Origin of the sequence: uncultured Phyllobacterium sp. (assembly GCF_902479695.1) — a bacterium.
Classification (GTDB): Bacteria; Pseudomonadota; Alphaproteobacteria; order Rhizobiales; family Rhizobiaceae; genus Phyllobacterium; species Phyllobacterium calauticae.
Genome location: NZ_CABSQF010000026.1, coordinates 53,766 through 66,922, shown reverse-complemented (window position 1 = coordinate 66,922; position 13,157 = coordinate 53,766). Strand labels below are relative to the sequence as shown.

13 protein-coding genes are annotated in these 13,157 nt (G+C 61.1%); 9 read left to right on the top strand and 4 right to left on the bottom strand.

Features of this window, described 5'->3' with window-relative positions; translation table 11 throughout:
* Positions 1-133: 133 nt before the first annotated feature.
* Complete coding sequence (locus tag RDL77_RS16215; RefSeq protein WP_223614114.1) at positions 134-898, bottom strand: DeoR/GlpR family DNA-binding transcription regulator; 765 nt, start codon at positions 896-898, stop codon at positions 134-136.
* A 314-nt stretch (positions 899-1,212) separates the two neighbouring features.
* Entirely contained in the window at positions 1,213-1,728 is a 516-nt protein-coding gene (locus RDL77_RS16210; RefSeq protein WP_288193740.1) for a DUF992 domain-containing protein, read from the bottom strand.
* 213 nt (positions 1,729-1,941) lie between these two features.
* Between RDL77_RS16210 and RDL77_RS16205 the strand changes: the two genes are divergently transcribed.
* Entirely contained in the window at positions 1,942-2,340 is a 399-nt protein-coding gene (locus RDL77_RS16205) for a GNAT family N-acetyltransferase (protein ID WP_288193738.1), read from the top strand.
* Positions 2,341-2,397: 57 nt separating this feature from the next.
* Here the strand turns inward: RDL77_RS16205 and RDL77_RS16200 are convergent, their stop codons facing one another.
* Complete coding sequence (locus RDL77_RS16200; protein ID WP_288193737.1) at positions 2,398-3,471, bottom strand: FAD-binding oxidoreductase; 1,074 nt, start codon at positions 3,469-3,471, stop codon at positions 2,398-2,400.
* A 125-nt stretch (positions 3,472-3,596) separates the two neighbouring features.
* Between RDL77_RS16200 and RDL77_RS16195 the strand changes: the two genes are divergently transcribed.
* Entirely contained in the window at positions 3,597-4,406 is an 810-nt protein-coding gene (locus RDL77_RS16195; protein WP_288193735.1) for an AraC family transcriptional regulator, read from the top strand.
* A gap of 80 nt (positions 4,407-4,486) precedes the next feature.
* Entirely contained in the window at positions 4,487-5,377 is an 891-nt protein-coding gene (locus tag RDL77_RS16190; protein ID WP_223614109.1) for a DMT family transporter, read from the top strand.
* A 30-nt stretch (positions 5,378-5,407) separates the two neighbouring features.
* On the opposite strand, the gene RDL77_RS16185 is transcribed toward RDL77_RS16190, so the two are convergent.
* Entirely contained in the window at positions 5,408-6,433 is a 1,026-nt protein-coding gene (locus RDL77_RS16185) for a LacI family DNA-binding transcriptional regulator (RefSeq protein WP_288193734.1), read from the bottom strand.
* A 309-nt stretch (positions 6,434-6,742) separates the two neighbouring features.
* Between RDL77_RS16185 and denD the strand changes: the two genes are divergently transcribed.
* The 6 genes from denD to RDL77_RS16155 all read left to right on the top strand — a co-directional run bounded on the left by denD (position 6,743) and on the right by RDL77_RS16155 (position 13,137).
* A complete protein-coding gene (gene denD / locus RDL77_RS16180; protein ID WP_288193732.1) occupies positions 6,743-7,726 on the top strand; it encodes a D-erythronate dehydrogenase in 984 nt (327 codons plus the stop codon).
* The gene (locus tag RDL77_RS16175; protein WP_288193731.1) at positions 7,723-8,499 is read left to right on the top strand and encodes an SDR family oxidoreductase; all 777 of its coding nucleotides are present in this window, start codon (positions 7,723-7,725) and stop codon (positions 8,497-8,499) included. Before denD ends, RDL77_RS16175 begins: the two co-directional genes overlap by 4 nt.
* A 59-nt stretch (positions 8,500-8,558) precedes the next feature.
* Positions 8,559-9,623, top strand: a complete 1,065-nt coding sequence (locus RDL77_RS16170; protein ID WP_288193730.1) for an ABC transporter ATP-binding protein — start codon at positions 8,559-8,561, stop codon at positions 9,621-9,623.
* A gap of 121 nt (positions 9,624-9,744) precedes the next feature.
* Entirely contained in the window at positions 9,745-11,058 is a 1,314-nt protein-coding gene (locus RDL77_RS16165) for an ABC transporter substrate-binding protein (protein WP_223614104.1), read from the top strand.
* A 237-nt stretch (positions 11,059-11,295) separates the two neighbouring features.
* Positions 11,296-12,222, top strand: a complete 927-nt coding sequence (locus tag RDL77_RS16160) for a carbohydrate ABC transporter permease (RefSeq protein WP_223614103.1) — start codon at positions 11,296-11,298, stop codon at positions 12,220-12,222.
* 15 nt (positions 12,223-12,237) lie between these two features.
* The gene (locus RDL77_RS16155) at positions 12,238-13,137 is read left to right on the top strand and encodes a carbohydrate ABC transporter permease (RefSeq protein WP_288193729.1); all 900 of its coding nucleotides are present in this window, start codon (positions 12,238-12,240) and stop codon (positions 13,135-13,137) included.
* Positions 13,138-13,157 lie beyond the last annotated feature (20 nt).

The window sequence follows — 13,157 nt, the reverse complement described above, 5'->3', positions numbered from 1 at the left end:
TCCTGTGCCACCGCTCATCTCCCTGTTCGCAACCGTCCTGCCCGCCAGCGCCAGCCAATATAGCACCACTGCGAACCAAATACGAAACCAAAAGAAAATATAACGCGCATCAACGCGCCCGGCAAGCCGGGATTCAACGGGATGTTTCGACCAGCCGCACATCCGCGTCCGCACAAATCGTGCGGATGATCTCGCTGTCGCAGCGGTCGGTGATGAACGTATTGACCTGTGACAGATGACCGATGCGCACCGGTGCCGTCCGCTCGAACTTGGTGGAATCGGACACCAGGATCACGTGCCGGGCATTGGCCATGATGGCCTGCGCCACCTTGACCTCGCGGAAATCGAAATCGAGCAACGCGCCGTCATGGTCGATTGCCGACGTGCCGATGACGGCGAAATCCACCTTGAACTGACGAATGAAGTCCACGGCGGCCTCGCCGACAATACCGCCATCGGAACCGCGTACCACCCCGCCGGCAATGACCACCTCAATGTCGGGGTAAACCCGCAAATTGTTGGCGACATTGATATTATTTGTGATCACCATCAGGCCTTTCCGGCCCAGCAATGCCTGACCGACCGCTTCCGTGGTCGTGCCGATATTGACGAAGAGCGAGGCATTGTCGGGAATGAGCGCGGCGGCGGCCTGACCGATCGCCTCCTTTTCAGTCGCAGCGATCAAACGCCGTGCTTCATATTCCAGGTTCTGGATACCCGACGGGAACAGCGCTCCGCCGTGGATCCGGTTCAGCAGCCGCTGATCGCACAGATCGTTCAAATCCTTGCGGATGGTCTGTGGCGTCACGCTGAAATGCGCAGCGAGATCATCCACAAGCACGCGGCCATGGAGTTTGGCCATTTCGAGAATTTCAGCGTGCCGGGGCGGCAGGAACATGAGGTATACTTTCGTTTTCGTTTTTCTGAATACTATACGAAAATGAAAATGAGCGCATGTCAATTAGCAATAAAGCGAAGTTGGCAGGCGAATGTGATTTCCAACGGACCAAACCATGCGGCGGCTATCATCACGGCTTGAAGATGCCCGAAGCAAATTTTGTTTATTCGGCGTCTGTCTCGGACTTATGATCTGAGGCGGGCTTTATCTGCGCGATCCGCGCCTGCATACCGTTCCGGGCGGCGGATGGCCAAGTGTGAGCCAACGCACCGATGCCGGCCGCCGGCAAACGGCGGCCGGATCGTGGCTTGGTTCTATCGGGTTGCGCGCAGTGTCAGCTGCGTTGCGCCTGCAGCGACATTGAGTCCCTGGGTGGCTTCCGCGCTGAACGGCTGCAGGCCGAAGTTCTTCGATGTGCCGCCAACCAGTGCGTTTGCACCGAGACCGAGGCCAACCGAGGCACCCGCCGTCACGCCGACATAATTGCCGGCAAGGGCGCCATCGCCCGCCCGGTTTCCGGCTGCGGTATAAACAACCCACTGCAGATAGGATTTCCTGGTCACCCCGATATCGACGCCAAGTTTGCCGATGCGTCCGGCATATCGTTCGACGGAACCATTGGTCCGCATGAACCTGCATTGAACAGCCTTGCTCGACCCGATCAGCATGCCAACGCCGCCATCGACGGCGCAGGACAGCGTGCCGAGACGGGTCTTGGGCCCGTTCGCCGCATGGGCCTGGTGTCTGCTCTTCTGATGAAGGGGAGCGGCACCTGCGCCCGAAGCCAGAGCCATGGAAACAGCGGCAGCCATTACGATCATTGTTTTCATCATCTATCCTTATTCCGTTGCGGCCCGGCGGTTTGAATGCGCCGTCGAAACCAGAAAACAAACGTGTGCGGGCCGGTTTGGTTCCGGAAACCGGCTATTGCCGCCTGCAACCAGCCTTGGCGCAACCGGCACAGCGGCATGAGGCGCGAAAACCGGCATTGAAATTTCCGTGCAATCTGCAAGGTTTGCGCAACGGAAATGCCTGGGGAGGACATGGATTTGGCTATCACGTTCCGTATTGATCCTTTCCCGTCCAATGACGAGATGAACGCGCTTTGGGAATGGGCCTGGGATGACTTCGTCTGGAAGGATTTCTCCGTCATTCTGGCCCGCAGCCTTGCCCATGTGGGGGCCTATGACGGGCAGCGGCTGATTGGCTTTGTCAACGTGGCATGGGATGGCGGTCTTCATGCTTTTCTTCTTGATACCTGCGTGCACCCCAAATTCCGCCGGCAGGGCATGGCCACGCAATTGGTCAAGGAGGCTGAAAACCTCGCGCGCGATCGCGGAGCTTTCTGGCTGCATGTGGATTTTGAAGCCCGGCTGACCGGATTCTACCGGGGCTGCGGATTCAGGATGACAGGAGCCGGACTGATCAAGCTGCAACCTTGATCCGGCGCATCGATGTTTTCCCGGACAGGAGGGTTGACGCCCTGAAGCTGCGTGCGCTCACTCGTCAAACCGCGAAAGCCGGAACGGCGACAATCGCTCCTCCGGCCTGTCCGATAAGATTTCCCGGCTCAGCAGCAGGCCGACAGCGGGCGCAAGCGTCACGCCGGAATGCATGACGGCGATGGAAAGGCCATCGAGATGTCCGGCCGGCCCGACAATCGGGAACCCGTCGGCAGGGGTCGGCCGGTAGCCGATGGTGAAAAAATCCAGCGCCAGAGCATCCACATCGTCGAGGTTTGCTTTCAGGCGGGCGAAGAGCGCATCCGCGGTTGCCTGCTGATCCTCACCGGGATCGCTGCCACCAAAATCCGCGCCCGCAATGATCCGCCCTTCCGCCGTCTGGCGCATGTGCAGATCAGGGGTGATCACGATGCCGTTGAGCCGTTTCTCCATTGGCTTTGAATGAACGATCAGACCCGGCGGCGTCTCCATGGGCAGGGTCACCCCCGCAGTCTGCGCCAGGGCAGCGGCCCCCGCGCCCGCCGCGAGCACCACATGGTCGGCCTTCATTTCGCCGAACGACGTAACGACGCCGCCAATGCGCCCGCCCTCCTGGACGAGCCGTGTAACCTTTGCACCAACCAGCAGCCGCGCGCCGCGCGCCTGCGCCCCGGCCAGCATGCGCTGCGCCGCGGCAACGGGCTCAACGGCGCCCTCTTCTGCAATATGCACGGCCGCATCCGGCAGTCGCGCCAGATAAGGCTCGCGCGCGGCCACGGCTTGCCGGTCGATGCGCCTGATTCCATAGCCCCAGTGCCCATGCTGCGTGACGTAGGCCTCAAGTTCATCCGGCGATAAATCCCAGCTGATGCCGCCGCACCAGTTCACCCCGATGCCGGGCAGCTCATCGTGCAGGCGCTGCCAGCCTTCCATGGCATAGCGGCGGAAGCGGAAATAGAACTCGGGATTGCCCCAGCTGGCATTGATCCATGCAAAGGATGCAGGCGTGGCGACCCCGCCGCTTTGTTCGGCAACCACCGTGACAGCCGCCCCCTGCCGCGCCAGATGCCAGGCAATCGACGCACCGATAATTCCGGCACCGACCACGATCACATGTTTCTGTTTCGCCATGATTCATTCCTCTTGGAAAGGCCGAGACTCTCTGTGCAGGGGAATGACAGCATCATTTCCGGGCGAATGCCATCGCAAAGGCCGCAAATTTGTGATGGCGCACATCCGGTGATAGAAAGGCCCGCATGATGAAGGGCCAGTTCAGGATAATGCGCTGTACAACCGCGGGGGTGGAAGCCGTCGCGGCGGCCACGCGGCACAGCTTTTCCCGGCACACGCACGAACAGTACGGCATAGGCGTCATTCACCAGGGCGCGCAAAAATCCCTGAGCGGACGTGGAATGGTGGAAGCCGGGCCCGGCGACATGATCACCGTCAATCCCGGCGAAGTGCATGACGGCGCGCCCATAGGCGACGCGGGCCGCTCGTGGAAAATGCTCTATTTCGATCCGTCCCTCATTGGCGCGGTGACCGCTGATCTGCAGGAGCACGGCGAAAGACGCGACGAATTTCCCCGGCCCGTCATCCAGGACGTGCGGCTGGCGCACCTGTTCGAGCGGCTCTTCACCGCCATGACGACCACCGGCATTCCCTCGGCTATCCGGCAGGAAGAATCGCTGCTGATGCTGCTTGCCGGCGTGTTTGATGAGCCGGGCGATCCGCAGCGGCTTCCGGCAATACCCCGAGCCATTCGCCGTGCCCGCGACCTGATCGATGATCAGCCGGCACGCGCGGTGACATTGGAGGACCTTTCACGGGAAAGCGGTTTGAGCCGCTTTCAGGTTGTCCGTGCCTTCGCCCGCGCCACCGGCATGACACCGCATGCCTATCTGGTGCAGCGGCGCATCGACCTCGCCCGCCGGATGATCGCCGGGGGATCATCTCTGGCGGAAGCTGCCATTGCCAGCGGCTTTGCCGACCAGAGCCACATGACGCGCACCTTCATCCGCAAATACGGCCTGTCGCCCGGCGCCTATGCCGACGCCATGAACTGAAGCCTTTCCTGCAATTTCGTTCAAGACGAACCCCGCCCGATCCGCTGTTGTGCGCCTTCCCGGGATGAAAAGGATTGCGCATGTCCAAGCAGGTTCAAGGTTATGTTTTTCTCGCACTCGCCATGGTGCTCGTCGGCAGCACCATCATTGCCAGCAAGGTGATTGCAGCGGGCTTGCCGCCCTTTACGGCAACAGCCCTGCGCTTTGCCGTCGCCTTCCCGATATTCCTGTTGCTGATGCGACTGACACGAACGAAGTGGCCGCGGCTTGACCGCTCTGCCTGGATCCTTCTCGTCCTGCAGGCGGGTGCCGGCAGCGTCGGTTACACGACCCTGCTGATATCCGGCCTCAAACTGACCTCGGCAACGGATGCCGGCGTCATCATCGGGACGCTGCCGGTGGTTGCCGCAGCCATCGCCATTCTCGTCCTCGGTGAACGGCCGCACCGCTTTACCCTCGTCGCCATTCTGCTGGCGACAGCGGGCGTTGTCAGCATCGCCTTCCGCCCCGGGGAAAGCGGCACGCACTCCCTGCCGGGCAATGCGCTGATCTTTGCGGCTGTCATCTGCGAAGGCCTGTTCATCCTGATCAACAAGCGCCTGAGGACGCCCATTCCGCCGCTTGCCCTTTCGACGCTGATGACAGGCCTTGGGCTGGCGGTGGCCATCGTGCCTGCCTTGTTCGAAATGCCATGGACGGGCGGCATGAGCATTGGATCATTCTGGGCTGTCATCTACTACGCCATTGTGCCGACGGTTGGCGGCTTCCTGCTGTGGTATGCCGGTGCCGCGCGGGTCAGTGGCGCCGAAGCCTCGCTCTTTACCGCCGTGGCACCGGTCTCGGCGGTGATATTCGCCGTCATCTTCCTCGGGGAAACCGTCAACCGGAACCAGATCATCGGCATAGCCTGCGTGCTCCTGGCCGTTGGCGGCCTCGGGCTGCAATCCCTGAAACCGGTCAAATCCGCCTGAGCGCGGCGGCCGGTTCGGACAGGACCGCCGTCATGCGGTTGCTCCTTCTATGATGTCATAGCCGGTGTTGATGATGGTCTTTTCAACCGGGCGTTCGCGGCTTTCCAGGAGTTTTTCGGCGGCGGTCTTGCCGATCAGGAATCGCTTGGAAAGGATCGTCGACAGCGGCAACGGCAAGGCCTGCCCGATATCGAGACCGTTGAAGCCGAAAATGCCCAACTGTTCCTTCGGCGTAATCCCCGCATGCATGCAATGGAAGATGCCGCCCATGGCCATGTCGTCATTGGGGAAGACGACCACATCAAGCCCCGGCGCTTTCCGGAGGATCGCCTCAAGCAGATGGCGTCCAGCCATGGTGGAGCTGCCCCCCTGCACGCGCTCTTCGGCAACCAGCAGCAGACCGGCGTCTTTCAAGGCTGCCCGCAAGCCATCATAACGGGCGCGGGCGCGATCATCGCTGGCAATGCTGTGACCGGCGTAACCGAAACGGCGGTAGCCACGCTGCACCAGATGTTTGCCGGTGTCATAGCCGGCTTGCCAATGCGACATGCCCACGGCGATATCAACCGGATCCCCATCGATGTCCATGAGTTCGGCGACGCGAAAACGCCCATGCTCCAGATGCCGCCGTGCGGTGGCTGTATGATGCAATCCGGCCAGAATCACCGCAGCGGGCTGCCATGCGAGAAAAGACAGGAGAATACGTTCTTCGATCACCGGATCGTAGTCGGTGACGCCGATGACCGGCTGAAACGCTGTTTCCGTCAAAGCCGTGTGGATGCCGCGCAGCACATCCGGAAACACAATATTCGACAAAGAGGGCAGCAGCACGCTCATCAGCGTCGAGCCCGAGGAAGCAAGACTGCCTGCCGCCCGATTGGGAATATAGCCAAGTTCGGCGATGGCGGCGAGGACCTTCGCCCGTGTCGCATCGGCGATCGGCCCCTTGTTGCGGACCACGCGAGAGGCGGTGATATCGCTCACACCGGCAAGCCGCGCCACGTCAGCCAAAGTCGGCGTGTCGGCATTCCGGTGCGCGTTGCGTTTGCGTGGCATGGCATGATCCCGGTGGGATTGAGCAGAATAATGATAGCGCTACCATAAATCGCTTGATGAATGCTAGTGAGTGTGCATAACTTTGTGTTAGCGCTGTCATAAGACCCGCCAGGTCTGGCAGAATAAGACGTTCTGGGAGGATCGGTTCTTGAGTTCAGCGGCAGGTATTGCAGGGATTGGCCATGGCCCAACGGGGCTTGGCATGGCCTTTGCGCCACTGTGTCACTGCGAACCTCGCATGTTCCCCCTCGCGCATAGCGTTTGAACAAAACGGGCGATCTGCCCGCATGACAAAGAGGTTGATTGCATATGCACGTACTGGTCATTGGCGCCGCCGGGATGGTGGGCCGCAAATTGCTGGACAGGATCGCGGCTGAAGAGGGTATCCTGGGCGGCGGCATCGACACGCTGACGCTGGTCGATGTGATCGAGCCGGTGGCGCCCCGCGCCCTCGCCGGTATTTCCACGACAAAAGCGGCCGACCTTTCCGATGCCGGTGTTGCTGAAGGACTGATCGCCAGCCGCCCGGACCTGATCTTTCATCTTGCGGCCATTGTTTCCGGTGAAGCGGAAGCGGATTTCGAAAAGGGCTACAAGGTCAATCTCGACGGCACGCGGTTCCTGTTTGAAGCGATCCGGCTGGAAAGCGCCAAGGCACCTTATCGTCCACGTGTGGTCTTCGCCTCCTCCATCGCCGTGTTCGGCACGCCCTTTCCCGACAAGATCGGCGACGAGTTCTTCACCACGCCGCTCACCAGCTACGGCACGCAGAAGGCCATCTCCGAGCTGCTGCTGTCCGACTACAGCCGCCGCGGCTTTTTCGACGGTATCGGCATTCGCCTGCCGACCATCTGCATTCGCCCCGGCAAGCCGAACAAAGCGGCTTCGGGGTTCTTCTCCAATATCCTGCGCGAGCCGCTGGCGGGGCAGGAAGCCATTCTGCCCGTGGACGAGAGCGTCCGGCACTGGTTCGCCAGCCCGCGCTCCGCGGTCGGCTTTTTCGTGCATGCGGCAACGCTCGACCTGGAAAAAGTCGGGCCGCGCCGCAACCTTTCAATGCCCGGCCTTTCCGCCCTCGTCGGCGAAGAGATTGCAGCCCTGAAACGCGTGGCGGGTGAAAAGGCGGTCAAGCTGATCCGGCGCGAACCGGACGCGACCATCCAGAAAATCGTGGCAGGCTGGGCGACGGATTTCGACACGCGGCGCGCGGCCGCGCTCGGGTTCAAGGCGGAGACCGTCTTTGACGACATTATCAAGGCGCATATCGAAGACGAACTGGGCGGAACACTATGAGCAATTATCAGGATTCAGGCAGAGGCAAGATCGCACTGGTGACCGGCGGCGGCACGGGCGTCGGCAAGGCGATTTCCGTGGCACTGCTCGGTGTCGGCTGGACCGTCGTCATCACCGGGCGGCGCAAGGACGTGCTCGATGAAGCAGCAAGGACACTGGCCGCCGAGACCAAGGGAGCGGTCAATCCCATTGTCTCCGATGTCAGCGATCCCAAATCCGTCGCCGCACTGTTCGAAGCCGTCAAGGCGGCCTATGGACGGCTGGACCTGCTGATCAACAATGCCGGGATCAATGTGCCGAATGTTGCCATGGAAGAGGTGACGTTCGAGCAGTGGAACGCCATTGTCGGCGCCAATCTGACCGGCGCATTCCTGTGCACGCAGCAGGCGCTGAAACTGATGAAGGCGCAGACGCCGCGCGGCGGGCGCATCATCAACAATGGCTCGATTTCCGCAACGACGCCGCGGCCGAATTCAGCGCCCTATACAGCGACGAAACACGCCATCACGGGTCTGACCAAGTCGACCGCGCTGGATGGGCGGCCCTTCGACATTGCCTGCGGCCAGATCGATATCGGCAATGCCACCACCGAAATGACGTCGAAAATGGCGGGCGGCGTGCTGCAGGCCAACGGCGAGACGGCAAGCGAGCCAACCATACCGGCGCACTATATCGGCGATGCCGTCGTCTACATGGCCGGCTTGCCGCTGGAGGCCAATGTGTTGTCGCTGACTGTCATGGCGACGAAAATGCCACTGGTCGGCCGGGGATAGTATTTTCGCGCGGTGTTTTGGGAGAAGCACCGTTGGGCACATTTCAGGGAGGAACAGGCATGGCATCAGTCGAATTCGCCAATGTCAGAAAATCATTCGGGACGCATCCGGTTATCAAGGGGGTTGATATCGAGATCGCCGATGGCGAGTTCGTCATTCTGGTCGGGCCGTCGGGCTGCGGCAAGTCCACGCTGCTGCGCATGCTGGCGGGGCTGGAGAATATTTCCGCCGGCGAAATCCGCATCGGCGGACAGGTGGTCAATGGTCTCGCGCCGAAGCAGCGCGACATCGCCATGTTGTTCCAGAACGTTGCGCTCTATCCGCACATGACCGTTGCCGACAACATGGCCTTTTCGCTGACGCTGAAAGGTGCCGCCAAGGCCGAGATCGACAAGCGCGTCAAACCGGCAGCGGAAATTCTGGGCCTCACCCACCTGCTCGACCGCTTTCCCCGGCAATTGTCCGGCGGCCAGCGCCAGCGCGTGGCGATGGGCCGCGCCATTGTCCGCGATCCGCAGGTATTCCTGTTCGATGAGCCGCTCTCCAATCTCGATGCGAAACTGCGCGTCGCCATGCGCGCGGAAATCAAGGAACTGCACCAGCGGCTGAAGACGACCACCGTCTATGTGACGCATGACCAGATCGAGGCCATGACCATGGCCGACAAGATCGTTGTCATGCATGACGGCATCGTCGAACAGATCGGGGCGCCACTCGAACTCTATGACCAGCCGGCCAATCTGTTCGTCGCCAGCTTCATCGGCTCACCCGCCATGAACATGATCAAGGGCAGGCTGGACCCGAATGATGCGCTGAAATTCGTGACGGAGAAGGGTGTTGTCCTGCCGGTGGCCAAGGCACCCGAAAGCGCCAGGGGACGCGCCCTGATCTACGGACTGCGGCCCGAGCACATGACGATTGCCGATGGCGGCATTCCGGCAAACGTCGTGGTGATCGAGCCCACCGGATCGGAAACCCAGATGATCATGCGCATCGGCGGCGACGACATCACCGGCGTGTTCCACCAGCGCATCAATGCCCGTCCGGGCGAGACGGTCGGCCTGTCGATCCACGCCGAGGCGACGTATCTCTTCGACGCGGAGAGCGGCAAGCGCCTCGTCTGAAAACCACCAAGCGGCACCTGCCAGTCGGGGAGCGTGTGCCGGTCATATAAGCCCCCGGAAAGCATGGGCGGAAGCGGGAGACGTTCCGGACATGCTTGTGAAACCCCAAGGAGGAGCATCCATGACCATCAACAGACGACATCTTCTCGGCGCTTCTGCCGGACTTGTGGCCGCTGCCGGGTTGAACCGGCTGGGCCTTACCCCGGCCTTTGCCCAGGCCGCCCCCGCCTACAAGCCGGAAGCGGGTGCAAAACTGCGCCTGTTGCGCTGGGTGCCGTTCGTGCCGGCAGAAGAAGCCGCATGGCTTGCCAATACCAAGAAGTTCAGCGACGCCACCGGCGTTGAAGTGCGCATCGACAAGGAAAGCTGGGAGGACGTGCGCCCGAAGGCCGCCGTCGCCGCCAATGTCGGCTCGGGCCCGGACATGGTGATGAGCTGGTTCGACGACCCGCATCAATATCCCGACAAGCTGGTCGATGTCAGCGAACTCGGCACCTATCTCGGCGGCGCCCATGGCGGCTGGTATCCGGGTCTCGAAGGCTACGCCAAACGTGACGGCAAGTTCATTGCCCTGCCGCTCTGCGCCATCGGCAACGCCATCGTCTACCGCGACAGCCACATGAAGGCTGCCGGCTTCAGCGAATTCCCCAAGGACACGGCAGGCTTTCTCGAACTCTGCAAGGCCATGCACGCCAAGGGCACGCCCGCGGGCTTCCCGCACGGCAAGGCCGTGGGCGACGGCAACAATTATGCGCACTGGCTGCTGTGGAGCCATGGCGGCAAGATGGTCGACGAAAGCGGCAAGGTTGTCATCAACAGCCCGGAAACGCTGGCCTCGGTGAAATATGCGCAGGAACTCTACAAGACCTTCATTCCCGGCACGGAAAGCTGGCAGGACGTCAACAACAACCGCGCCTTCCTGGCCGGACAGATCTCCCTAACCGCCAATGGCGTGTCCGTCTATTATGCGGCTAAGAAGGACCCGGCGATGGCGGCCATTGCCGACGACATGCGCTCGGTCAATCTGCCCATCGGCCCGGTCGGCCAGTCGGTCGAGCTGCACCAGGCGTCCACCGTCTCCATCTTCAAGCACACGAAATATCCGGAAGCCGCCAAGGCCTATCTGCAGTTCATGTATCAGGCCGACAACATGAATGCGTGGATCGAAGGCGCCAGTGCCTATTGCTGCCAGCCGCTGAAGGAATATGCGGCCAATCCCGTGTGGACATCCAACCCCATCCATGCGGCCTATGCCAAGGCATCGGGCAGCCTGCGGCCGAACGGCTATGCCGGACCGCTCGGAACGGCATCGGCCGGCGTGATGGCCGACTATGTGCTGGTCGACATGTATGCCACCGCCGTGACAGGGCAGATGACGCCGGAAGACGCCATCGCCCAGGCGGAAAAACGCGCCAACCGTTACTACAACGTCTAGCCAAAGGGTGGAGACCGGCAGGATGACAAAGAGCGTGAATACAGGATGCTGTGAAGGGAGTGATGTTCTTCACCCCCCTCTGTCCTGCCGGACATCTCCCCCACAAGGGGGGAGATCACATCGGCATCTGCACTTTTGCTTACCTCGCAGTGGCTCAGAGCTGATTGAAGCAGCGGTGAAGGCTGATCTCCCCCCTTGTGGGGGATATGAGCGGCAGCCCAGAGGGGGGTATTCCTTATGACAGCAACAACAAAGCCACCTTCAGCCCTCGGCGCGCTGACCCGGAACAATACGTTCCTGGGTTTCATGTTTCTGTTGCCGGCGGCGGTGTTCCTGCTGTGCTTCCTGACCTATCCGCTCGGCCTTGGTGTCTGGCTTGGCTTCACCGATGCCAAGATCGGCCGGGATGGGGTGTTCATCGGTCTCGACAATTACATAGCGCTTGCCAACGATTCCGTGTTCTGGATGACGGTCTACAATACGGTTCTCTACACCTTTATCGCATCGGTCCTGAAGTTCGCGCTCGGCCTGTGGCTGGCGCTGATCCTCAATGAAAACCTGCCGTTCAAGTCATTCTTCCGCGCCATCATCCTGTTGCCCTGGGTTGTCCCGACGGTGCTGTCGGCGCTGGCTTTCTGGTGGATTTACGATGCGCAATTCTCGATCATTTCCTGGTCGCTGATCAAGCTCGGCCTGATCGATACGCCCATCAACTTCCTCGGTGACCCCAACAATGCGCGGGCATCGGTCATCGCCGCCAATGTCTGGCGCGGCATTCCCTTCGTTGCCATTTCGCTGCTCGCCGGCCTGCAGACCATTCCGCAATCGCTGCACGAGGCGGCATCGCTCGACGGCGCAACCGGCTGGCAGCGCTTCCGCTTCATCACCCTGCCCATGCTCACCCCCATCATCGCCGTGGTCATGACCTTCTCGGTGCTCTTCACCTTCACCGATTTCCAGCTGATCTATGTGCTGACCAAGGGCGGGCCGGTCAATGCCACCCACCTCATGGCCACGCTTTCATTCCAGCGGGGCATCCCGGGCGGGCAGCTCGGCGAAGGCGCGGCGATTGCCGTCGCCATGATCCCGTTCCTGCTCGCCTCGATCCTGTTCTCATTCTTCGGCCTGCAGCGCCGGAAATGGCAGCAGGGCGGACAGGATTAAGGGGGGAGAACGACCATGAGCATTTCCGAACAGACCGCCACGGCGCCACTCACCGACGACGCGCAGGGCATGAGCTATCTCAACCGGCTGCCGCGGCGCATCGTCGTGCTTTATCTGCCGCTGGCCGTTTTCATCATCGTGTTGCTGTTCCCGTTCTACTGGATGGCAATCACGGCGGTAAAACCCAACTCGCAGTTGACGGACTACAACAATTACAGCCCGTTCTGGGTGGTCGGGCCGACACTCGACCATATCAAATACCTCCTGTTCGAGACCTCCTATCCCGGCTGGCTGTGGAACACGCTCGTCGTCTCGGTCTGCGCGACCGTGCTGGCGCTTGCAGCCTCGGTCTTTGCCGCCTATGCCATCGAGCGCATCCGCTTCAAGGGCTCGCGTTCCGTCGGGCTCCTGATCTTCCTTGCCTACCTCGTGCCACCTTCCATCCTGTTCATCCCGCTGGCGGTGATCGTCTTCAAGTTCGGCATCTATGACAGCAAGCTGGCGCTGATCTTCACCTACCCCACTTTCCTCATTCCGTTCTGCACCTGGCTGCTCATGGGCTACTTCCGTTCGATCCCGTTCGAGCTCGAAGAAAGCGCGCTGGTGGACGGGGCATCGCGCTGGCAAATCCTCGTCAGGGTCATATTGCCGCTGGCGGTGCCAGGACTGATCTCAGCCGGCATTTTCGCCTTCACTTTGTCGTGGAATGAGTTCATCTATGCGCTGACCTTTATCCAATCCTCGGAGAACAAGACTGTCCCGGTCGGTGTCCTGACGGAGCTGGTGCGAGGGGATGTTTTCGAGTGGGGTTCGCTGATGGCAGGAGCGCTGTTTGGCTCGCTGCCCGTCGTCATCCTCTACTCATTCTTTGTCGATTATTACGTGTCCTCGATGACCGGCGCGGTCAAAGAGTAATTGGGGCGTGCCCCCATCCA